General features: G+C 40.5%; 19 protein-coding genes. 7 read left to right on the top strand and 12 right to left on the bottom strand.

Annotated elements, in window-relative coordinates; translation table 11 throughout:
- Positions 1-32: 32 nt before the first annotated feature.
- Positions 33-1,331: a phenylacetate--CoA ligase family protein gene (locus I2490_RS06050; protein WP_209010584.1), complete on the top strand. Its 1,299-nt coding sequence runs from the start codon at positions 33-35 to the stop codon at positions 1,329-1,331.
- A 24-nt stretch (positions 1,332-1,355) separates the two neighbouring features.
- Positions 1,356-1,751, top strand: coding sequence for an ACT domain-containing protein (locus tag I2490_RS06045; RefSeq protein ID WP_206458866.1), 396 nt, complete (start codon positions 1,356-1,358; stop codon positions 1,749-1,751).
- A gap of 122 nt (positions 1,752-1,873) precedes the next feature.
- On the opposite strand, the gene I2490_RS06040 is transcribed toward I2490_RS06045, so the two are convergent.
- On the bottom strand, positions 1,874-2,113 hold the full coding sequence (locus I2490_RS06040) for a YdbC family protein (protein WP_206458865.1): 240 nt from the start codon (positions 2,111-2,113) through the stop codon (positions 1,874-1,876).
- Between the two features lie 287 nt (positions 2,114-2,400).
- On the opposite strand from I2490_RS06040, the gene I2490_RS06035 reads away from it, so the two are divergent.
- The gene (locus I2490_RS06035; protein ID WP_206458864.1) at positions 2,401-3,957 is read left to right on the top strand and encodes an ABC-F family ATP-binding cassette domain-containing protein; all 1,557 of its coding nucleotides are present in this window, start codon (positions 2,401-2,403) and stop codon (positions 3,955-3,957) included.
- A 92-nt stretch (positions 3,958-4,049) separates the two neighbouring features.
- Here the strand turns inward: I2490_RS06035 and I2490_RS06030 are convergent, their stop codons facing one another.
- The 3 genes from I2490_RS06030 to I2490_RS06020 all read right to left on the bottom strand — a co-directional run bounded on the left by I2490_RS06030 (position 4,050) and on the right by I2490_RS06020 (position 9,534).
- Positions 4,050-8,672, bottom strand: coding sequence for an S-layer homology domain-containing protein (locus I2490_RS06030; protein ID WP_206458863.1), 4,623 nt, complete (start codon positions 8,670-8,672; stop codon positions 4,050-4,052).
- 134 nt (positions 8,673-8,806) lie between these two features.
- A complete protein-coding gene (locus I2490_RS06025; RefSeq protein ID WP_206458862.1) occupies positions 8,807-9,157 on the bottom strand; it encodes a hypothetical protein in 351 nt (116 codons plus the stop codon).
- Positions 9,154-9,534: a hypothetical protein gene (locus tag I2490_RS06020; RefSeq protein ID WP_206458861.1), complete on the bottom strand. Its 381-nt coding sequence runs from the start codon at positions 9,532-9,534 to the stop codon at positions 9,154-9,156. The genes I2490_RS06025 and I2490_RS06020 overlap by 4 nt, the downstream gene beginning before the upstream one ends.
- An 89-nt stretch (positions 9,535-9,623) precedes the next feature.
- Between I2490_RS06020 and I2490_RS06015 the strand changes: the two genes are divergently transcribed.
- The 3 genes from I2490_RS06015 to I2490_RS06005 are packed head-to-tail and all read left to right on the top strand — an operon-like array spanning position 9,624 to position 14,366.
- Positions 9,624-10,472, top strand: coding sequence for a LytR/AlgR family response regulator transcription factor (locus I2490_RS06015; protein ID WP_245157098.1), 849 nt, complete (start codon positions 9,624-9,626; stop codon positions 10,470-10,472).
- Positions 10,469-12,457 carry a peptidase gene (locus tag I2490_RS06010; protein ID WP_206458860.1) on the top strand — a complete coding sequence of 663 codons (1,989 nt, stop codon included), beginning with the start codon at positions 10,469-10,471 and terminating at the stop codon, positions 12,455-12,457. Before I2490_RS06015 ends, I2490_RS06010 begins: the two co-directional genes overlap by 4 nt.
- Positions 12,450-14,366: a sensor histidine kinase gene (locus I2490_RS06005; protein WP_206458859.1), complete on the top strand. Its 1,917-nt coding sequence runs from the start codon at positions 12,450-12,452 to the stop codon at positions 14,364-14,366. Before I2490_RS06010 ends, I2490_RS06005 begins: the two co-directional genes overlap by 8 nt.
- An 82-nt stretch (positions 14,367-14,448) precedes the next feature.
- Here I2490_RS06005 and I2490_RS06000 read toward each other — a convergent pair whose 3' ends face one another.
- From I2490_RS06000 to I2490_RS05975, 6 genes are all read right to left on the bottom strand, one after another.
- A complete protein-coding gene (locus I2490_RS06000; protein WP_206458858.1) occupies positions 14,449-15,327 on the bottom strand; it encodes a PHP domain-containing protein in 879 nt (292 codons plus the stop codon).
- A 220-nt stretch (positions 15,328-15,547) separates the two neighbouring features.
- A complete protein-coding gene (locus I2490_RS05995) occupies positions 15,548-16,078 on the bottom strand; it encodes a carboxypeptidase-like regulatory domain-containing protein (RefSeq protein WP_206458857.1) in 531 nt (176 codons plus the stop codon).
- Positions 16,079-16,354: 276 nt separating this feature from the next.
- Complete coding sequence (locus tag I2490_RS05990) at positions 16,355-17,416, bottom strand: DctP family TRAP transporter solute-binding subunit (RefSeq protein WP_206458856.1); 1,062 nt, start codon at positions 17,414-17,416, stop codon at positions 16,355-16,357.
- A gap of 23 nt (positions 17,417-17,439) precedes the next feature.
- The gene (locus I2490_RS05985; RefSeq protein ID WP_206458855.1) at positions 17,440-18,714 is read right to left on the bottom strand and encodes a TRAP transporter large permease; all 1,275 of its coding nucleotides are present in this window, start codon (positions 18,712-18,714) and stop codon (positions 17,440-17,442) included.
- Position 18,715: 1 nt separating this feature from the next.
- Positions 18,716-19,249, bottom strand: coding sequence for a TRAP transporter small permease (locus I2490_RS05980; RefSeq protein WP_206458854.1), 534 nt, complete (start codon positions 19,247-19,249; stop codon positions 18,716-18,718).
- Entirely contained in the window at positions 19,246-20,151 is a 906-nt protein-coding gene (locus tag I2490_RS05975; protein ID WP_206458853.1) for an agmatinase family protein, read from the bottom strand. Before I2490_RS05975 ends, I2490_RS05980 begins: the two co-directional genes overlap by 4 nt.
- 294 nt (positions 20,152-20,445) lie before the next feature.
- Here I2490_RS05975 and I2490_RS05970 point away from each other — a divergent pair, with 294 nt between their 5' ends.
- Complete coding sequence (locus I2490_RS05970) at positions 20,446-21,828, top strand: sigma-54 interaction domain-containing protein (protein WP_206458852.1); 1,383 nt, start codon at positions 20,446-20,448, stop codon at positions 21,826-21,828.
- A 100-nt stretch (positions 21,829-21,928) separates the two neighbouring features.
- On the opposite strand, the gene I2490_RS05965 is transcribed toward I2490_RS05970, so the two are convergent.
- Together I2490_RS05965 and I2490_RS05960 are read right to left on the bottom strand one after the other, a co-directional pair.
- Positions 21,929-22,924, bottom strand: a complete 996-nt coding sequence (locus tag I2490_RS05965) for an ornithine cyclodeaminase family protein (protein ID WP_206458851.1) — start codon at positions 22,922-22,924, stop codon at positions 21,929-21,931.
- Positions 22,925-22,933: 9 nt separating this feature from the next.
- Complete coding sequence (locus I2490_RS05960; protein WP_206458850.1) at positions 22,934-24,058, bottom strand: aminotransferase class I/II-fold pyridoxal phosphate-dependent enzyme; 1,125 nt, start codon at positions 24,056-24,058, stop codon at positions 22,934-22,936.
- Positions 24,059-24,264: the final 206 nt, after the last annotated feature.

The following is a 24,264-nucleotide window of genomic DNA, read 5'->3' as shown; positions in this document are numbered from 1 at the left end:
AAAAAATTTATAGCTTTGAAGGAGACAAAATTATGTATTGGAATGAACCGATTGAAACGTTGAGTAGAGATCATATGCACGCATTACAAAGCGAAAGATTGAAAGATACGGTTGGACGTGTTTATCAGAATGTAGAATTTTATAGAAAAAAAATGCAAGAGCTTGGTATAGAACCGGGAGACATCAAAACCATTGAAGATATTGTAAAGCTCCCTTTCACTACAAAAAAAGATTTACGGGACAATTATCCTTTCGGGCTCTGCTCCGTACCTAAAAGTGAATTTGTCCGTATACATGCTTCTTCCGGAACTACAGGAAAACCAACCTCTGTTCCACATACAAGAAAAGATCTTGATACCTTTGCTGAATGTGTCGCAAGAGCAATCTGCTGTACAGGAGGGACAAAAGAAGATGTCGTACAGGTTGCTTATGGCTATGGACTCTTTACGGGAGGATTAGGAATTCATGATGGCGCAACAAAACTAGGAGCTGCAGTTGTACCAATTTCAGGAGGAAATACAAGAAATCAATTAACCTTAATGCAAGATTTTGAAACGAGTATTCTAGCATGTACTCCTTCCTACGCTTTATTTTTAGGTGAAGCACTTGCAGAAGCCGGAGTAGATCCAAAACAATTAAACTTACGTATCGGTATTTTTGGTGCAGAACCTTGGAGCCAAGAAATGCGTACAAAAATTGAAGAAAGTTTAAATGTTACGGCTTATGATATTTATGGACTTTCTGAAATCATGGGGCCAGGAGTAGCCATCAGCTGTGAAAACCAAAATGGGCTTCACATTGCCGAGGATCATTTTTATCCGGAAATATTGGATCCTGATACCTTAAAACCGGTTGCAGACGGCACGATTGGGGAATTAACCTTCACACACCTAACAAAGGAAGCAATGCCTCTTTTAAGATATCGAACAAGAGATTTAAGCAGCATTACTCATACACCGTGTGAATGCGGAAGAACCAGCGCTAGAATGTCCAAAGTATGCGGCCGCTCTGACGATATGCTCATCATTCGCGGAGTCAATGTATTCCCATCTCAGATTGAAAGTGTCCTTCTTGAAGTGCCGGAGGCAAAACCTCATTATCTGATTATCGTTGACCGTCAAGGTACAATGGATACCATTGAATTACAGGTTGAAATTGATGATAAGTATTTTACTGATGAAATTGCAGATTTAGAAAAAATTCGTAAAAAAATCAAACAAAAAATTGACAGTGTACTACGTATTGGTGTTATAGTTAAACTAGTGGAACATAAAACCATTCAGCGAAGCGAAGGCAAAGCGAAGCGAGTTATAGACAGACGACATATATAAATTTTACAAAGGAAGGTGGAAACAATGATTATCAAGCAATTATCTGTTTTTGTCCAAAATGAATCCGGAAGACTAATGGAAGTCACTGAAGCACTTCACGAAGCAAATGTAAATATTTCAGCACTTAATATTGCAGAGACCGCAGAATATGGTGTACTTCGTATGATTGTAGATGATATTGAAAAAGCAGTTAATGCCTTAAAAGACTTAAGCTACTCTATTAAAGTAACCGATGTTCTTTGCGTAGAAATGCCGGATGTTCCCGGCTCTTTAAATCGTGTACTGAAAGCACTTCTATCTGTAGATTTAAATGTAGCATATATGTATGGTTATTCCAATGACGGCAAAGCCCCACTCATTCTTAAAGTGGTGGATAATGAACGTGCTCAAATTGCATTGAAAGAAGCTGAATTAGAATAATATTAAGTAACAATATTAAAGGATAAAAGTTCCCATCAATTTATTTTATAATGGGAACTTTTATCTTCCTATATCCACTATCTTCAATTATTATTAAAATTTGATTGTCTTTTCTAAAATGTTTACAATTTCAAGTCAATAATCAAGTTCCCCAATTCCTTAACTTCCTCTTGTGTCATAGTAATGCCACGACTCATCGACTTATGATCTTTGTCCCAATCTCTAAGGTCGTATTTTTCTGCTCCCCCATTCCAGGAAACCATGTTCAATTCTCTCTGCCATCCATTTGCAGAAGTGGATATCACTCCAAAATGTTCTCCGATTTTAAAAGTAACTTCACGATCCTTTTCTTTGGTAGCCATTTTATTCTCCTTTCTAACATTCGACTCTCTATTTATTGTATTTTCTTCCATAATTATACATTTATTAGCCCTTGTTTGTCAATCAAATTTTACATATTTTAACATTAAAATATTCACTTTAATTTTCATTCTTTCTTTTTCGTCACTTTATGATATAATCTTTTTGTTATGCAAAAAATGAAACTAACAATATTAATGAGAGATAATCAAGCTTTGATAAGATAAAAGCTGAATCATTTGGATATAAGAATAAGTAAGAAAAAAATAAAAAAAGAAGAGGATAGAACATGAGCGTACTAATCGTTGAAAATGTCACCCATGGATTTGGAGGAAGACGGATTTTGGAGGATGCCTCCTTCCGTTTATTAAAAGGAGAACACGTCGGTTTGATCGGAGCTAACGGTGAAGGAAAATCGACTTTCTTAAATATTATTACTGGTCAATTAGCCCCTGATGAAGGAAAAATAGAGTGGTCCAAGCGTGTTACTGTCGGTTATTTAGATCAACATTCCAGCTTAAAAAAAGGTATGACTATTCGAGATATCCTAAGAGAAGCCTTCCAAAATTCATTTGATTTGGAAGCAGAAATGCTCTCACTGTATGAAAAAATGGGAAATGCAGAAGCAGAAGATCTTGAAGCAATGATGGAAGATGCCGGAGAAATTCAGCAAATTCTCGAGCACAGTGGTTTTTATACCTTAGATGCTAAAATTGAAGAAGTTGCAAACGGTTTGGGACTTGGAAGCATCGGATTAGATAAGGATGTAAGTGATCTTTCTGGTGGTCAGCGTACAAAGGTGCTTTTAACGAAGCTCTTACTTCAAGATCCAACTATTTTAATTTTGGACGAACCGACCAACTATTTGGACTATGAGCACATTGAATGGTTAAAACGTTATTTACAGCAATATGAGAATGCTTTCATTTTGGTTTCTCACGATATGACTTTCTTAAACGATGTTGTTAACGTCATCTATCATGTCAACGATGGTGTCCTGACTCGCTACACGGGTAATTATGAAAAATTCATGCAAATGTACGAAGTAAAAAAATTACAGGAAGCGAAAGCATATGAAAAGCAGCAGGCTGAACGCGAACGTATGGAGGACTTCATTGCACGAAATAAAGCCCGTGTTGCAACAAGAGGTATGGCAAACAGCCGCCAAAAAATGCTTGATAAAATGGAAGTACTGGAAAAACCAAAAGAAAAGCCAAAGCCTTCTTTCTCCTTTAAAGAAGCAAGAACTCCAGGACGTTTTATCGTTGAAGCAAAGGATTTGGTTCTGGGATATAACGAACCATTAACGCGACCTGTTTCCTTTGCATTGGAACGAGGTCAAAAAGTAGCCATTGTCGGAACAAATGGTCTTGGAAAATCTACATTATTAAAAACCATTCTCGGAAAGATAGCACCGATATCCGGAACTGCAGAACTTGGAGACTTTTTGGTTCCTGCTTATTTCGAACAGGAAGCAGAGCGAGATAATTCACAAACGGCTCTGGAAAGTGTTTGGGCTGAGTATCCGACTTATACGAATGGTGAAGTCCGATCTGCTCTTGCAAAATGTGGTTTAACTGCAGAACACATCACAAGCCAAATGAAAGTTTTAAGCGGCGGTGAAAATGCAAAGGTTCGTCTTTGTAAGCTTATGCAAAAGGAAACAAATTGGCTTGTTTTGGATGAACCCACCAATCACTTAGACGTTGAAGCGAAAGAAGAGTTGAAACGTGCGATTGCCGCATTTAAGGGCACGGTTTTACTGGTATGCCATGAACCGGAATTTTATGAAAGCTGGGTAACTGACATCTGGAATGTTGAAGATTGGACAACTAAAATTGTGTAAATACAGCTTATAAAATATACAAGGGACAGCGCAAAAAGTGCTGTCCCTTTTTTATCTAGAAGCTTTCAATTAATTACAGGTATTCATACAAGCTATTTCTCAACAGCTTCTAAAAAGACCTGCAAGATTCTCGCAAATTCTGCACGTGTCGCACTGGACTTCGTATCAAGTGTATTGTTCCCACGACCACTGATAATTCCCATAGCAACCGCATATGAAACCGCATCTTCTGCATATTCAGATATTGAAGCTGCATCGGTAAATTTTTTCAAATCTCCTTTTTTTGATACATCCATGCCTTTACTCTTTGCGTATTCATAGATAATCTTAGATAATTGTTCTCTTGTAATAACGGTATTTGGTGAAAAGTTTGTTTCACTCACACCTTTCACAATATTTTGTGATTCACACCAAGCAACTGCCTCTGCATAATAATCATTGCTGTTCACATCACTGAAATTCGATAAATTTGATAAACTAGGTTCTCCTGCTACTCGATATAAAACTGTTACTACCATGCCACGCGTCATAAATTTATTCGGTGAAAATGTAGTAGAAGTAGTTCCGCTGAAATATCCCTTTTCTGTTACATAAGCAATGGCATCCTTTGCCCAATGGTTTGCTATATCAGCAAAATCAGTAGTTGTAGTTTCCTCATATCCTGCACCGGAATTCTTATCCGGTTCGGTTATTTCAACGTTGCTGTTCCCCTTACCCTTAGAGGAAGAACCGCCGCCTGAGCTATGCTTTGTAACTGTCAACTTACCTTTTCCGATTTGAATATCATAGTTTTTCTCAGCATCACCGTTTTGGTTAAAGACTGGTACTGTTGTAAACACAATATCAAACTCACCTACCTTTACAGCCTCGAGCTTCACGCCCTTTTCTTGTGCCTCCATTAAAACGCTTGCCTCATTGGTTGCTGTAAGGGTTTCTCCTGTGATCCCTGTTTCGATATTCCAAGTAAATGCAGGGAAAGAAACATTTGATTTTATACTTACATCATTAGGTTTAGCAGTAATTTGTTTTTTTGTGATTTCAAAGCCTATGACAGCTGTACCGGCATAGGTTTTGGCACTTTCTCCACTGACAGTAAGTATAAGGTTGTATTTTCCTGCATCCTTTGGTGCAGTTTCACTTTCATCATAGATTGTACCTTCCCTGCCTGCATATTTTGCTGTGTAGGTAATGTTTTCCGCGGCTTCCGTACCATTTTTGAAAGTTGGTGTACCTAGATAAGCATAAGGCTTCCCATTATATGTTCCGCTTTCAAACACAGCGTCAATGCTCAACGGTGTCTTATCTATAGTTTTTACCTTCAAATCAGCAGTGAAGTCTTTATAATTCTTAGATGCTACTTTAATTTGTATTGTTGCTGTTTTGTCCTTATCTGTTACATTGGCCACATTTAAAGTGATTTTACCATCTGCTATATCACTATCTACAGGGTTCTGTGCCAAAACATTTTCGGTATTAGTCACCGTTCCTAGCATATAACTAATATCTCCAAAGCTTTTATCCCCGGAAAGATCAGGGAGCAGCTTCGTTAAATCGAAGGTATGTTCCTTTGCCAATCCTTTTAAGACTGGCAATTCTTGATTTACTCCTGTGGCAACTGCCTGGGTGATAGATACGTTACCGCTGACAACCGCTTTATCAAGGCTGTAATAGTCTTTATCATCACCGTCTAATGCAGCACTTGTGGCCATAAAGGTTTTACCTGTGCCAGCATCGGCATCGGCTACAGTACCCTTTGCAGTGGCAGTTACCGTATCACCAGATAAAATATCGCTGCTGTTTAAGGTCAAAGCCACACTGGTAAAACTGTTTGTTCCGTCATATTCTTTGCTTACAGAAGTGTCGGAAGGATTGACTACTGCGGAGGTAATCGCCTTTTTATTTAGCGTAACGGTTACTGTGCCGCTATAATCTGCCATATTGGTATTGCCCACATATTTTGCGGTAATGGTAGCGCTACCAATGGCGAGGTTTTTATTTTTTGTATCATAGTACATGGTATAAACACCGTTTCCATCTGCATCCACAGGATCGGAAATCTGCGTTTCCACGCCATTCTTTGTTATAAACAATGCCATCTGATTGGTTGTCGGTGCGGTAAGGCTCCTTGTTTTAAAACGACTTGCCGTGCCGGTTGCTTTTGGCTTTGCAGAAACGGTGATGGTATCGCCATAGGTAAATGTATTTGTTTCTGCATTATCCTTATTCTTATAGGTTTTTATACCGCCATCAAAGATGGTACCAGATTTAACGATATTGAAAGCTTTTTCAACTGCTGTACCGTTTGCAGAAGTAAATACTACCTTTGCAACTCCTGTATTGGTATTGTTCTCATAACTCTTGGTGTAGCTTGAGGTATCCAAGGAAAATACTTTGCCCATAAAAGTACGTGTGGAATTTACTGTCACAGCAGGCATAATGAGATTTCCGGTATAGAGTTGGTCGGGAATCGCTTGAATATCATCAGCGGTAAACATCGTTGTCTTGAATATGCCGGATCCTTGCAATGTACCTGTGCTTTCTTCAGAAATACAGCCCTCCGCTAATAAAGAACCATCATTTATTAATGTACCTTCTATGGTAAGAGTGCTTCCTCTTGGAATTGTCATTGTTTTTCCATTTGGTATCACTACCTTATAGCCCTTTGGAATAACAGCTTTGCCTTTGATTATTTCAGGTTTCCAATCCTCCCCCTTATTTTGTATATTAGGATAATAACAAAATATATTATTAAAACCATAAGAACTGTTATCAATACTTGGATAAGGCATATAATCGGGATCTGTACCTTCATAGTATACATAGAGGTTGCTGATGGCATCTTTATTAACACCACAAGAAATATTTTCACGATCAGCTGGCATAATAACATCTCCCGTGACAATAATATCAACGGATTCTGTTGCATTACCGCCACTAATACAATTGATATTTCCACCATTAATAATAATTGATGTCTTTCTTACTTCTCCACCTGCTGCGCCACCATCAATTCTATAATCTTTAATTAGTAAATCCTCTGAGTTATCTATCTTTAAGTAGGTATAGCTTGTACCATCATAGTATTTAATTTTTGAATGCTCCGAATCCGAACCCTTTTCAATAATGATAGGAACTCCATTACCATATATTACTTTATTATCCTTATCTATGACAGGCTCAGTGCAAACCACTCCTGTTCCCTGCACATTTCCTGTTGCTACACCAATGATTTTTCCATTGTTGATTATAGTTCCTTTATTCGTAAGCTCACCTCTTACAATAAGTATAGCATTTTCCGGAATCTCCAAGGTTTCATTACTATCTACCCAAAAGTCGTCTTTCTCTAGAATCGTGTATTCTCCTTTGATTTTCCATTTTAGTTCCTCTTCCTTATATAAAAGACTGTCAAAGGTTTCAAGTTTTAAGGCATTGCTAACAACTTCAATATAACCACTATCTGTGGAGATTTCCCCTCCACCCTCAATGGTTCCGCTTACCGTTCCACCAGTAATCAGAAGGTTTGTATTTTGGACAGCATACCCTTTTCCTTGTCCATAAATATTTTCGACACTGCCACCAGTCATCTTGATATTAGAATTTATTTTTTGTTCCGAATTGCTTCCACCGTATATGGAATACCCTGTTAAATCCTTAGAAGAATTTCCGTTAAAATCCACATACAAACCCTCTCCGTAAGAAATCTTGCTTTGATTAGCCGATGTGCCTGCTAAAATAGTGATAGGAATACCATTTGCATAGACTGCTTTATTTGCATCATCTACTATAGGCGTTAATACGATAGAACCTGTACCTGAGACATCACCTGTTATTGTCCCTTTTTTAATAATCGTTCCGTTGTTAGTAAGATTTTCGTTGGTTGTAAGGTTACTTCCATCTGACACAATCATAGTCTCATTTTCTGCTATAGTTATTTTCAAATCATCAGTAAGTGTAATATCTCCTTTTACAATCCACTGTGTGTCCGTTTTATACAAAGCATTGGTAAACTCCCTATCGTTTACCCAAACCGGCACTGTTATCAGCGCAGTTTTATCCCCAGTTACATTACCACCGCCTTGTGCTACCACCATGACTTTATTTACTTTTCCACCAGTTATTTTAATCTCAGCACGGCCTACAGTACCCCACTCTGCGCCTCCACCGCTAACCATGCCCGCATGGTCCTGAGAAATATCTCCACCTGTTATAGTGATATAGGCAGTCCCCAAAACTTCATTACCGGAACCCCCACCGTAAACATCTCCGCAAACTTCAGCATTCCCACTAATGTTTATATGAGTATCTCCGCTGACACCAGGAGAATGCCCTCCACCGTAGATATCACGTACTCTTCCTCCTATCATGGTGATAGAAGTATTCTCTATCTCAGAGTAATCACTTGGGTTGCTCCCGCCAAATACCTTATATTCTGATAAATTTGCCTCTTGCTGAATACCTCCTTCGTTGGGATTTAAATCAAGATATACATCATTTGTGCCATTATTGTATTTGATTTTTGTGTTTCTCACTCCACCTGTTAATGTGCCTGCTTCAATAGTAATCGGCGTGCCGTTGGCATAAATACTTTTACTTTCAATATCAACAGTAGGTGTTTTATTGCTGCCTTCGGCATATGCTACTGGCATACATACCTGCAGCATTAAGCAAACCGACAGAATTCCCGTAAGAACTTTGTTAGCAAATTTTGATTGCATATTGATTTCCTCCTATTAAAATTCATACTTAGGCATACTGCCTCATAAGCTGAAAGGAACCGTGCAAAATGCTGTCCCTTGTAATAAACCCTTATTTCTTTTCAACAAGCTCTGCAAAGCAGTGCTGTCCTTAATCACAACATCACCTGCCGAACTACTGATACCGGATATGGCGGACCTGTGCCATGAAAGCTTACCGAAATCCGCTTTGCTTCAAGCTCAAATTCCTTCCGATCACACAGCCACAGAATAGGCAGCGAACGATTCTGTGTTCTCAAATAATCGCAGGCCGCAAGTCCTTTAGCTCCGCGGTAACCCACAATGGCAAGCAATACAGTCAGACCGCTTCGCAGCAAATATGCCAGCTTTACATCTCCGCGCCGTTCCGGTTCGTCAAAAAAGCGCAGAAAGCAATATTCATCGCAACGTTCCAGTAAGCAGGTTATTTCTTCATCCACGCCGCACAGTGCAATTATTTTTGTCATTTTTTCATTTCCTCCTCACTCTTCTCTGAAAGTCTCAAGCAGGCTGTTACCGCTTCCCGCAGCTCTATGCCTGACACAGGCCTTCGCAGAAAATATGTGACGCGGTACTGATAGCCAAACAGACTGTAATCCTCGTCAGAAATCCACAGGATGGGCATATCCGGTACTTTCTCCCTAAGCTCCCGAACCACCTCGAGTCCTGTCACGCCATTTAATACCACGGCCAGAAGGGAAAATGGCTTTAGCTCTAACAGAGGCAATAGCGCCCGGGCGCTGTTGCATTCTGTAATCTCCACCTTATGTAGGGAAGCGGCCTCCAGCAGACGGCTTTCCCAGACATCCTCCTCCAGAAACGCCGCACACAGTGCAATATTCACGCGACCTCCTCCTTTTCTTATAAAAAATAAAAAAAATAACTACTAGTCCTCTTCATCAGAAGTCTAGTAGTTTTTATTAGGGTAGCATTTTGTCAAGTGTTTTACAAGGCGTTATGATCAAGTGGTCGAAAATCTGCACAAGCAGTCAAATTTTTTCCAGAATTTATGGTATAATATTAAATGGATTATTATATGCAAAGGAGGGATTTCAAATAAATGCAGCAATTATAGATGATCTGGCTTCTGAATGCGAAATACTCTGTAGCCTTTTAGAACAATATGAAATCAAACAGCAGCAAACGATACAAATTAAAAAATTTCACAGCGGTAGGGAACTACTTAGCGATTACATACCGGGCAGCTATGACGTTGTTTTTATGGATATTTTCCTAAACGATGAAAATGGCGTGGACTGCGCATTAAAGCTGCGGCAGCTTGATGAGAATGTCAATCTCATTTTCCTTACCACCAGCTCGGAATTTGGTGTGAAAAGCTACGATGTTCGGGCCGCCGATTACATCGTAAAGCCAGCAACGCTGGAAAATCTCTCACGGGCTCTACACTACTGCAAAATTGCAGAATTGCAAAGCGAGCCCTCCATCACGGTTATCACAAGGAATCAACCTCTGGAAATTGCCCTGAACCGTATCCTTTATGCCGATTACCAGAACCGCTCCGCCTGTATCCATTTAAAGGACTGCCTTATTCCGGTATCAGGCAGCTTCACAGAGCTTTCTGGACAGCTGTCAGCCTATCCGCAGTTCGTGTCCTGCTTTAAGGGCATTATGGTCAACCTAAAGGAGGTGCGGGAACTTGGCAGCAACTATCTCATTTTGAAAAATGAAGAGCATCTGCCAGTTAGCAGGCGGTTACAGCGACAAGTACAGCAGCAGCGTCTGAGCCTTTCCGCCGGCTCACTACGGGGGGATAGGACATGAAACAGATACTTGCATTGATTTTAACTGCCCTGCTCTGCGGAGCGCTTACGCCTTACGTACTTGCAGCAGAGGATCCAATCGTATCTGCTAACGCTATTGTGGATACTGATTCAGGTAGCGGCACTGATTCCGATATTTCCACTGGTACAGCCACTCCTTCCGATACGGTTACGGACGATGCGGAAACCACTGAAACAGACGAAATTTCCGGCTCACCATCAGGAATCGAAGACAGTCCGGTTCCCGAAGGCTTTGATTATACCAGCAGCGTTATTTCCTTTACTACTCCGGATACACTTAGTGGTACGTTTTGCATGGATTGCGGTGATACTATCTTCACTCAGTTACATAGTGCACTGGATACTGTTGTTCTATATGGGACGGTAGAAAAAGACGGCACTTACTATTCACTTACACTGTTCGTTACATGGGATTTCAGTACAATAGACGCCCAAACGCCCGGCAACTACACTGCCATTGGAAGCATTTCTATTCCAGAAGGAGCGGTACTCTCGGATGGTCTGGAGAATATCATCTCCATTTGCGTACAAGTAACCTCGCCGGTGTTCGCCGTATCTCCTACGGCAATCACCCTAACCTGGTTTGATAATCTGGATCGGACGGATGCCGTGGCATTTGCCGTTGGTACCACGCAGGATGAGCTTGTCGACTGGTTCGCGGATCAAATTGTAGGCTTTACCGGCTATGACGCAGATAACAATCCTTATAACTTGGTATCGGATACCTGGTCTTTTGATGCCGTGGATACTAGTGTCCCCGGTGTTTACTATGCTTCGGCTCCCCCCAACCTTGGAACGGAATATATGCTGGCGGATGGAGTTTCTCAACCTCGACAGCTATGCGCGGTTTCTATTCAAGCACCCGGTGAGCCGGATATCAACTGCTGCGTATCCGCGCGCGGCTTTCTTCGCTTTCCATGGGTGCTTTCTGCGGATCAACAGGAACAGCTGGACGAGTTTGCCGTATGGCTGCGACAGGATACTGGAGAATGGACACGTTTAAGCGATGGTTTTTTGCTGGTCTCCGATAGTCTCCAGCTTTCCCAACGAATCCTTGTATATGGAAGCTCCTATGAACTTAAGGTGACCTATCCCGGTAATCATACCGGTGTTCTGACCTTTCAATATGATGGGGAGCTTAGTATCCTCGATTACTCAGACGGTGACCGAGATGGTGGCGACGCTGGCGGCAGCAGCTCGGGGTCAGGCACCCAGCCGGTTCCGGCTCCTGTGACAGATACACCAGCTTTGGATACTCCTGCCTTTTTAACAGAATCGGCAGTGCCAGTGTATTCAGATACCTCCTTTTTTTATGAAATAGTGAGAGCTTTGTCTGAGCCAAGGAACCATACAGTGTCCCAGCCGGAGGATATTACAAAGGCAATACTAAACCCAGTACCGAACGATAACAATACACCGCCGGAAAAAATCTCCGAATCCCGCCAACCTGCCGTCGTTTCAGAATCCTATTCTCCGACCCAAACTGTAATTTCCGGTCTGCGTCTACAGGATCTCTGCACAGATGAGGAAAACGTGGTGTTTGGTTCCGGCAATTTAACAGCCAGCATTCCAAGCAATCTGCTTTTGGCACTGAACCTGTCGAATTCAGATACCCTGTCCGTTAAGCTGACACAGCCGAAAAACAACCAAATTCAGCTTGCAGTAGAGGTTTCCGGTAAATCGGTTACGGAACTAACGGGAACGATTTTGCGGCTTCGATATATGCCGCAGTCGGAAAATACGGAAATAACCGTCCAAAATGAAGCAGGCGAACAAATTACAGATGCCTCCTATGATGGAGATCTTCTGCGCTTTACAGCGGATGTGGTGGGAACCTACACGATTTTGGAAATATCAAATACGCAGGAAGTACAAAACGATATGTCACCGCTACTTCCTTTGTCAGGTGGGCTGATTTTGGCTGCGGGAGGAATTACATTTTTCAGGAGGAGACGCCATGGATAAAAAACCCTTTGTATTGCGGCTTTCTCTGGTGCTGCTTCTGACAATTATACTTTCCTCCGTACTGTTTATCGCCTTATACCACTTTGATAACAAGTATACAAAAGCTGCACCCCAGGCCATTAATGGCGCGCTGTATGTTTCAGAGGCGGATTGGACGAACACGCCCATCCGCTATCTGCGGGACGGCTGGCGTTACTATGCGGACCGCCTACTAACACCGGAAACTTTAGAGCAGCAGGGTGACAATTATCAATACCTGTCCATCGGCGAGGGCTCAAATTTTGCCATAGGCGACTCCCACCGCTCCCCACATGGTAGCTCCAGCTATGCGTTAACACTCTATCTGCCGGAGGAAGTTCACACCTATGCCATTGAGCTTCCAGAAATCTATTCCACCTACCGGTTTTACATTGATAATAATCTGAAGCTGCAGATGGGCGATCCGAACATGATGGAATATCAGGATCAGACCCAATGCCGTATGATCACCTTCGAAGCCTCCAGCAAGGTAACGCTTCTGCTGGCTGTCAGTGACCACTCATGGATATACAGCGGCCTAGTTTATCCTCCAGCCTTTGGCGAACCGCTGAATTTAAACACCACTCGGGGAGTTCGAATCGGTCTCTGCCTGATTTTGGTCACAGTGACACTGATGCTTGCCATTTTTAGCTTTTATCTTGCCATTCGTACCCACAGAAGGAACAATATCTGGATCTTTTTCCTGCTGTGCTTTTCAACCGCAGTGTTTACTTCCTATTCTGTGGTACATGGTATCCTACCGCTTCCGATCCAGCCTTGGTATTCCATAGAACTGGTCAGCGGATATCTGGTGACGCTACTCGTCATCCTTCTTCACAATCGTATTTGCGATGCGAAAAGATATGCACAGATAATCAGTGGTACTTTAGCAGGAATAGTCTGTGTGCTGGCGCTACTTTACGGATTGTTTGCCGCGCAACTGACACTGCCGGTGATGCTTGCCTTTTCCAATGTGGTTTTCGGCTTTAAGCTGCTTACTGCCCTTTATCTACTGTTTACTTCCGTTGTAGCGATGCGCCGAAATATAGAACAAGCAACAATATTGCTCTATGCGGATATTGTATATGCCTGCGCCTTTGTCTGGGATCGGCTTCTGCCAAACTACGAGCCTGTCTTTAGCGGCTGGTTTCAGGAATGGGGCAGCTTAAGCCTTGTAATCGCAACAGGCGTGGTGTTATGGTACGATGTAGCCATGGGATACCGACACAGCCTTGTCTATGCTGAAGAACAGCGCCAGATGAAACGCCAGCTCACTATGCAAGTGGAGCATCTGCGCCAAATGAACCAGAAGGTAGAGGAAAGTGCTAAGCTGCGCCATGACTTTCGCCATCATCTTCGCACCCTGATGACGCTTTCCGAGAAAGGTCGCCGTGAAGAACTGGAAAACTATATCCGCAGTATCACAGAGATTAACGAGGGTACCCGACTAGGTCGTCTAACAGACAACATTGAGCTAGATGCGCTGGTACAGTATTACAGCAATCTTGCACAGTCTAGCGGTATCCAGTTCCGGGCAAGGCTTTTGCTTCCCGAAGTGCTGAATTTCCCCATTGTCGACCTTTGCGGTCTTCTTGGAAATCTGCTGGAGAACGCGATAGAAGCCTGCCAGCGTCAGCAAATCGGAGATAAGACAATTTTTATCGCCGGACGAGTACAGGATGGACAGCTTGAATTGGTTGTAGATAACAGCTTTGACGGAAAGCTTAAAACCAGAGGAGAAAAATACTTATCGTCCAAGCGAAACGGCTTCGGTCTTGGCATTTCCTCAGTTTTAGAAACCGTGGAACGGTATGATGGTGTGATTAATTTGTATGCCGATGAAAAAGGCTTCCATGCAGAGGTGTCCTTGCCGTACTTTTGCGCTTTATAAACAGTTAGACTAAATAGTTTAAGAAGCTGCAAATTTACCACCACTCCGTCACACCTCGGTTTATGTGAAGCTTTAACCACTTTTAGTGATATACCCAGTCTAAACGTCCTTCTTCCACTTCTACAGCTAGAGTTCCAATCTTTAAATTTTCATCAAACTCTGGACCATGAAAATCCGATCCCGCACTTACCAACAAATTAAATTCATCCGCAAGTGCAAGTAACTGCTCCGTTTCATAAGGCAAATGACGGCTATAATAACACTCCATTCCTTGTAAACCTGATTTTTTCAAACGAAATAACAAGGATGACAATACTTCAAAAAAACCGGCCTGTCCAGGTTGGTTTTTCCCTTTATAGGAGATTTTCAAGGGATGTGCCAAAACCGCAACTCCACCAGCGTTCTCAATCAAAGAAATTGCTTCCCGAACATCAATTTTAACTCTATGAATCGCCTTGATTTCCGGAGCCTCTAAAAATTCTCCTGCTTGAAAAGCTTCTCTTAATTCTTGAATATAGCCTCGTTTTAATAATGCTCTGGCAAAATTAGGCTTTCCAATATAAGTCTGCTGCGGATAAACCTGAAAATCCTGCTTGTCTAAAATATAACCCTTTTCTCTCAATGCATTCAATAATTTATCATTACGCTCTTTTCTCTTTCTTAAAATATCTTTTACTGCTTCCTGCAAGGCTTTATTTTTCACATCGATACCATAACCTAAAAGATGCATAAAACAAGGAGAAGAATCCAAAAAATCTGGAAGCTGTGCCGAAAATTCAATTCCCGATATCACCTTTATCCCCAATTTATTGCCAGCTTTTATCGCTTCTTCCACACCATCCAATCCATCGTGATCCGTAACCGCAATCACAGATGCACCACGATCCTTTGCCGTCGTGACCAATTCAGAAGGAGATAAGCTTCCATCCGAATAAAACGTATGCAAATGTAAGTCAATCATTCGTTTCCCTCCTTTTTTATCTATTATACTGATAATTATAAAAAAATCAAAGAAATCAAGCATGAGGGAGAATTAAATATTTTTCCGACCTCTCACACCCTTCCCACTACCTGAGCGTGTTAAGGGCTTTCACCCATAAGAGCTCGTCCATGGCGGACAAACTATAAAAAGTAGTAACGACCATATGTCACTACTTTTTAAGTAAAAATTTTATAACTTTTTATAAAAAGTATCCTCTCTTAAAAATTTCAGGACCTGTCGGATAAATATCATAAATTTGTTCAATTTTTTGACCAGAACCAAAACCTAAATCCGGAAATAAATTTATTGGCTGTACTGCAGTAATATTTTCAAAAATAGGGATATTAAAAAGCTCTACGTCAAAATAACCAGGTGCAGACACAGTCACATCGTATATCGAATATGGACGAATAATGCCTGGAGCTTGTGATAATTCTGCACTAACAGTTGGTAACGCAAAGGTTTCTGTTTTACCATCAATATCAGTCATGACAACTTTTGAAATATAGTAACCATTACCTAATGGTTTACTCACTGTTACTTTTGCATTTGGAACCGGAAGTGTTCCAAGAGCCGTCTCAATTTTAAATAGTAAATATCCTATTTTAGAATTTTCCGTTGTATATCTCTCTAATAATTCCGCAACCGAAAAATCTTCACTAAGATTACTGCTATTCTCATTCATTCTATGAAATAATTGTTTATTTTTAGAGTTTAATTCATGATTCATTTATTTTCCTCCTTCTATCATTCTATCTGTTTGATATTATATTTTTAAAAAGAGAAAAATGTGAATATACATTCTTCTTTCACACCATCCAATCCATCGTGACCCGTAACCGCGATTATAGATGCGCCACGTTCCTTTGCCATCGTGACCAGCTCAGATCATTAAATCATAAATAGATTTTCATTTCAATGAAAAAGGAAATTCCGCTAAATGAAAAACTCTCTGCCTTACGAAGGCCCGAGAGTTTTTCTTTTGTTTTTACTAATTTTTTTAACTTTAGTTTCCCAGCTCTTTTTCAAAATTTTCAACATCTACAATTACAAGATCCATGACCTCTTTTCCTTCTTCACCGGCAAGATCTACAATGTTATCTCGCACTGCCATGCTTGCTTTTGCAAAGCTTGCTCTTTCGTCTTCTGTCAGATATTCAATTTTGATATCCGGCTTTTTCTCTTTAATAATTTCAAATTTTTCTTTCTGAACCTTTTCCAAGCTTTCCGAAGCATAGGCCTCCATGTCTGCCTTAATACTATCAATAATTTCTTTGTCTTCGTCACTTAAACCATTGTAGAATTCACCATTAAATGCAACAAAGCTTGCCATCTGTGCATGATTTGAAAAAGTGATATAATCCTGCACTTCATAAAATTTCATTTCTTCAATTGCATTTATTGGCTGCTCCGTTCCCTGTACCGTTTTCAGCTGAAGCCCGCTGTAAGTTTCCATAAATGCCATCGGTGTCGGATTTGCTCCCAATGCCTTATAATTTTTACTGATAAGCGGTGTATTCATAATTCTCATTTTAAAGCCCTTAAAATCATCTAGAGAATGTAATGGTTTATTGCTCGTCCACTGCATATTTCCCAGACTTAACCAATCATAAACATGGATTCCTTTTTTATCAAACATTTCGTTGAGCTTCTTCGTTGCTTCACCTTTTGTAAGTACTGCCTCATTTACTTTATCATTTTCACTGAAAAGAAAATTGAGTGCCATTGCCTGTGTAGCAGGGAAGGTACTTCCGACATCGCCTGCCGCAAAGATTCCGATATCAAGTCCCCCCGTCTGAATCATCTCCAGTTGAGCGGCAGAATCGCCAAGCTGTCCTACCGGATAAACTTCAACGGTAATTCTTCCTTCTGATTTTTCATTTACCAACTCGGCAAATTTATTTGCCCACATATCATACATGGTATCCGTCGACTCGGTATGAGCCAGCTTCCATACCTCGTTTGAGCCCGTATCTCCCTGCCCGCTGCTGCCGCACCCTGACAAACTCAAGGTCATGCCTACTACCATTACCGTACAGACAAGTAAACTAAAAATTCTCTTTTTCATTTTGTAACCTCCTTTAAATATCATTATATAAATACTCTATAAAAAGTAATTATCTGAGGAAAGAATATTAATATAACTGATAAAATGACTAATATGATTAGATAAGGCGGAAGTCCTTTCACAACCCTCATATAGGGTACGTCAAAGGCTGCACAAGCTGTAAATATATTGCACCCGAATGGGGGAGAAACGGCTCCGAGTGTATTTTGTAAAGTAATAATGATTCCCAGCCAAATCGGGTCAATTCCTGCGGCCATTGCCGGTCCATAAAACATCGGCGTCAATACTACGATTGCAACAAGTGGATCTACAAACATACAGGCAATAAAGAAAAATAATGTTACACATGCAAGGACCAGAATAGAGGAAGGATTGTCACCAAGAAGCCCTGACGTCAGTATCTGAGGTACATTTGCATAGGTTAAAACCAATGAGAATATCTGCCCGCTTGATAACAGAATAAACAACGTTGCGGTCACCGCTCCCGTCGATAATGCAATCTTACCGATATCTTTCAGTTTTATGGTTCGATAAATCACGACTTCTAATATAAACGCATACAGTACTGAGATGGCTGCTGCTTCCGTAGGGCTGCAAATACCGGAATAAATGCTTCCCACAACGATGATCGGAAATCCCATAGGAAGAATCGCTTTTTGCAGCGCCCGTCCCCGCTGTCCCCATGTCATCTTTGGAGTTCTTGGCAAATCCAGTTTTTTCGAGTGAAAATAAATATATACGGAAAAGAGAATCGCTAATAAAATCCCCGGGCCAATACCAGCAATAAACATTTCTCCAACTGAGGTTCCCGTTACGACACAATACATGATCATGGCTACACTCGGAGGAATAAACATCGCTATATTCGATGATGTTACAATCAGTCCATTTATATCCTCATCACGGTATCCCGCTTCCAGCATATTTCCTCGCATTGTTTTTCCGATTGCTACAACCGTAGCCTGCGTTGAACCCGAGATAGCACCGAAAAGCGTACAAGTTCCGACCATAGTGGCCCCCAGTCCACCGTAAATATGCCCAATAAAAGCTTTCATTAAATCAACTAGCCTCGTAGCCGTATGTCCGGAACTCATAATATCTGCCGCAAAAATAAACAATGGAATCGCCAGTAGTGCAAAAGTCTGAACTCCAGCCATTAGCTGCTGAATCACTGTACTTAAAGGTAAAGAAGGTAAAAACACCATGACTGAGACAAGAGAACCCAGTACCATTGCCATATACATCGGAAATCCGAACAACAAACAGCAGATTAAGATAATTGTCAAAACCCAAAGCATCTTACTTCTCCCCCCTTTCTTCCGAGGTATAGCTTTCCTCTAATCCGATATAAATCTCCTTTTTACGGATATTTTGGATAAAAACCAGTAGATATTGAATTCCTGCAAACAAAAATCCAAAAGAAACGACTAGAATAATAAAATAAACCGGAATTTGCAGAGAAACCGTTACCTTACCGATTGTCTTCATTAAATAAGCATACTGGAAAGAAATTACAGACAGTGTGAGCATTGTTGCCGCGGTTATTCCCGAAACTGCAAGTGCGGTGCATTTTTTCATTTTTCCTGGCATAATATCAAAAATTGCCAGCATATTAATGTGTTTCCCCGTAGTGGCACAATAGCTCAAACCGATAAAGGTGACAAATACCAGCAGAGTTTGTCCAAGCTCTTCGGAAGCATTGATTCCGGTTCCTAAAAAAAATCTTCCAAGAACATTCAGTACCAAAATCATTGCCATAGCAATGATGCTTCCGCCAAGTATCACCTGCTCAATTCTTACTATCACTTTGTTCAGCTTTAATAAATATTTCATTGCTTCTCTTCCTCAAATTTCGCGTAATAAACGCTTGAAATATAATCTAATATGAGATTTGCCGCAACGTGGCTTGTCAGCTCACGGTGATCCGTCATCGGGTTCACCTCTACAAAGTCAATTGCATCTACATGAGGAGCAAAAGCCCGGATGAGGTCCGACATTTGAAAATGGTTTAATCCTGCAGGCTCCTGTCCACCGGATCCTAACGCATATGCCATATCAAGTGCATCAATGTCCACCGTTAAATAAATGTACTCAGTGCCGTCCCCGGCAATTTCAAGCGCTCTTCTTGCAATTTCCTTTGCCCCCTGCTCGAATACCTCTCTCGGAGTAAAGATTGTCATTCCACTGTCTTTGATATAATGGTAATGCTCTGGATAATTAAATCCTCTCGGTCCAATTTCCACCACATTTTTTGCATCAACTCTTTCCATTTCAATTGCCCGTCTGATTTCACTGCTCCCTGAAAATCTTCCCTGTGCAACAGAGTCAAACTTCAGGTCAAGATGTGCATCCAGATCTATAATCCCGATTTTTCCCGGCTTTTTATCATGAATTGCTTTAAAGCCCGCATTGGTGACAGAGTGGTCACCTCCCAGCAAAATCGGTGTATAACCATCTGACATGATCTTACCGATTTCTTCTGCCATCTCCTTTAGCGATCTTTCATGATCATATCTTGCAATATTATCTACATTTCCAAAATCTTTTAAAACTATTTTATTAAAATCTACCAAATAATTATTGCAGACGTCAAACAGGTGTCCCTCTTCTATTCGGTTCATAATGCCCGACATAGCTCTTCGGATGCTGTCAGGTGCATACCTTGCTCCCGGCCATCCTCTTCCTGCTTCCGTATCATAGTTTAACCCCAAAATACCAAATTTTAATTGATCCATTATTTATAAGTCCTCCTCACCAATAAGCATATCATAAATTTCTAAGATGCATCTTTTATAACTTAATAATTAAGCAACAATTATGCCAAACTCTTCAAAAATCATGAAATCTTAAAGAAGAATGGATTAAACCCATTACTTTTCCTGAATTCCTCTTAGAATTAATTTTTTATTGCTCTGCTCCTCCAGCCATGGATATTATTCTAATTTTTTAAATTGATTGACTATTCTATTTACAAAATGTATAATAATTGGACAATATGTAACACTATCATACAAGGAGGGCTTTCTAAGATGGACAAAAATGTGAAGACAGATAAAGTATTTAAGGAGTTATTTGGTCACAGTGACTCAATCCTGATTAGTGATACCAACGGTAAAGTGTTATATTATGAGGACTATAATGATGAAATCAATATGGTACGGTACGAAAATGCCATTGGACGTTCTATTTTTGAATTGTATCCCTTTTTTAAAAGAGAGGACTTTACTCTATTCAGAGCAATGGACACAAAAAGTGTAATTGTAAATGAACTGCAACAGTTTGAAGTCAATGGCATTGCAAAAAAGGCGCTCAATTCCGCCTACCCTCTTATTAACGAAACAGGTGTCATTGGTGGAATCGTCATGTCCGTGGAATTGAATAGCACCTCCGGACGCAAAAAGAAAATTCCTTTTTCTTCAAAATATAATTTCGATGATATTATAACTCAGAATAAAGCTTTTAAAGGCAGCTTTGAAAAGCTAAAAATGCTCGCCAGAGGCGATTCCAATATTTTAATCTACGGTGAGACCGGAACAGGAAAAGAATTGATCGCCCATACAATTCATGCAAACAGTAAAAGAAAAGAAAAACCTTTTATTATACAAAACTGCGCGGCAATCCCAAGCAATCTTATGGAAAGTATTTTGTTCGGTTCTACAAAAGGAAGTTTCACAGGAGCAATGGATAAGGCTGGACTTTTTGAAGTGGCAAAAGGCGGCACCCTGTTTCTGGATGAAATCAACTCGATGTCTTTAGAACTGCAAAGCAAGCTGCTCCGTTCCATAGAAACAAAATCCATCCGTCGTGTCGGTGAATCTTACGAAAGAGAAACCGATGTCAGAATCGTCGCCTCTACAAATGAACCTCTTGATAAGATGGTTCAAAGAGGGCAATTCAGGAAAGACCTTTTTTTCCGCCTGAATGTTGCCAGCTTTTCCATTCCACCCCTTCGAGAACGTATCGATGACATTCCTTTGCTTTGTGATACGTATATCAGCTATTACAATGCAAGACTAAATCACCAGGTAAAAGGTATTAACAAAGAAGTTCTGACTTTATTCAGCTCCTATTCCTGGGAAGGAAATGTAAGGGAACTGAAAAACGTCATTGAATACGCCTGCACGATCAGGCCTTCCGGCATGATTACTTTATCCGACCTTCCCGATTATCTTCTTATAAAGAATCCCCTTAAAACCATATCTTCTATCAAAATATCTCCTGCTCCGGAGCCTGATTATTCCGAATATATGGTCACTGGTTCTTCTTTGGCTACCCAACTTGAAACTTTGGAGCAAACTATCATTAAAAGTTCCTTCGAAAAAAATCGTTTTAATATTACCAAAACAGCACAGGAACTTTCCATATCACGTCAAACCCTATATAACAAATTAAAAAAATACGGATTATTATAGTAGTGAAATCAAAGATTCCTGTTGATAATATTTCCTGCATAACAAAAGAAAAGTCCCCTGCAAATTTCATAAAACAGGTAGGACTTTTCTTTTACATAACTTATATATCGGCTTTGATTCCAAGACCTTTTTCTCTCGCCAGTTCTATGGCACATTTTCCAGTCACAAGATCTAAAAGTGCTAAGCCAGTTGCATCAAAAATTGTAATTTCTTCCTGACTCTCTCTTCCTTTGATCTGACCTGCCAATACCTGCCCGATTTCTCCGCAGATATCCTGCTCAGAAATGTAACCGTCTCTCAAAGGGATCTCCATTTCTCCTACTTTTATACACTGTGCTTTATCATCTGCATAGATTCTAGCACCGGCAAATATCTTCGGGTCGATTTCTTCTTTTCCCTCCATATCGGCACCAATACAGCTGAAGTGCGTACCTGGCTTAATCCATTCTTTTTTTATTACAGGACTTCTCGAAGGTGTTACGGTAATAATCACATCACTTTCCCCCACAGCTTTTTCAAGATTACCGACAGCTTCGAATCTGCAATGTACATAATCCATACTTTTTTCAAATTCTTCCGCCAAGTGAACCGCATTCTCTGAATTAATTACATCTGCAATATATACTTTTTTAATTTGCGGCATTAAGATTAAACTTGCCTTAATCTGATAAGCCGCCTGTTTTCCCGCGCCTAAAATGAAAAGTGTTTCCGAATCTGCTCTTGCAAGTGTTTTCGCTCCGATCGCACCTGCTGCACCGGTTCTCATACAAGTAATATAGGATGCATCCATAACACCAAGCGGAATTCCCGTCTCTGAATCAAAGATCATCAGCATCCCGTTAAAGGGCGGAAGTCCGTTTTGCACATTGAGCGGAAAATTATTCAGCATTTTTAATCCATGAAGGTTCTCTCCGAATACGCATCCGGAACGAATGTCCATAACAGCTTTCTTTTCTTCAAAATCATAGGATACCAGAGGCCATACTACTGTTTTTCCTGCTGCTTTCAGCTTGTATACCTCCTCCACGCCCTTTATTACCTTAGGCATTTCAAGAACTTTCTCAATTTCCTTGCGTCCAAGTATCATAACTTCCATCGCTTCCTCCTATTTTTCCAGCTTTGCTAAATATTCTTCCAGTGTTTTCAGACCATCTTTCAAAAGCGTTTGATCTCCGAATCCAAAACCGAGCCGGAAGCATTTTTCTTCTTCAAAACAATCACCGTGGCAGAGCAAAACACCTGTTTTCTCATAAATATCATCACATAATTCCACTACTTCAATCTCGTAGTCATAATGAACGAGCATTGTTGAAGTATAAGTCTGTCCGTAAACTTTTAAATGCGGCTGTTTTTTTAACCATTTATCTACAATTGCTTTATTTGAACATACAATCTCTTTGGATCTCTTTAGAATTTTTTCATTGTTTTCAAGGCAGATTGCAGCCATGAGTTCATCAAACACTCCATTGCAAATCGTGTCATAGGATCTTCTGTTAAACAATATTTCATAAGCCGCCTCGTCAGGCACAACAGCCCATCCGACTCTTGTTCCCGCCATAGAGTAGACCTTAGACATACTGCTTGTTGCGATCCCTTTCTCATAGAGATCAACGATTGAAGGCATATAGTCTTCCCTCAATCCTCTATATATTTCATCGCTGAGAATAAAAGCGCCATTCTTTCTTGCGATTTCTATTACCGGCTGCAGCTCATCTTCACTCATATACGCACCGGTAGGGTTATTCGGATTGGTGAAAGTAATCAATTTTGTATTGCAGTCCACCAGCTTTTCCAATTTCTCGGGATTTATTTTGTAATCCTCTTCTTTCTCCAAATGAAGAATACGCACCTCATTTCCAAGTGCTTCGGGAATTGAGTAATGCTGCTGATAATTCGGAAGCACCGCTACGACATTGTCTTCTCTTTCCAAAAGTCCGGTAATTACCGTTGAGTTTGCGCCGGTTCCCCCGTGAAGAGTCAGAACCATATCCGGAGTAATTTTTTCAGTATAAATACCTGCTATCGCCTTTTTTAAACGCTCTGAGCCTGCAAACTCGCCATAGTGAAGATGTGTCTGCATAAAATAGTTAGTCAGCTCATCCTTATTTTCCCCGCTGATTTCCGCCAGTTCTTCCAGCGACATTGCTTTTACACAGCTAGCTCCTAAATTATACTTGCACTTTGCATCTCTTGGATTCAGCCATGTTTCCACTTTAAACTCTTTGATCATAGTCATCACCTGCTTTCTCATCGCTTTCTGCGATATTTCCTATCTATAATAACAGCCTATCTAAGAACAAAGGCATAATCAATCTTATTTATTTGTTATAAATTACAATACAAATCAGGAGAATAAGTTATAATTCTATTGACAATGATTGATGGTATAAATATCATAATTATATCATTGTTAAAATTTATAAAAGATAGATTCTA

The sequence above is a fragment of the Anaerovorax sp. IOR16 genome, assembly GCF_017168145.1.
Classification (GTDB): Bacteria; Bacillota; Clostridia; order Peptostreptococcales; family Anaerovoracaceae; genus IOR16.
Note: the sequence above shows the minus strand (reverse complement) of the source record. Positions and strands in the feature narration are given on the sequence as shown.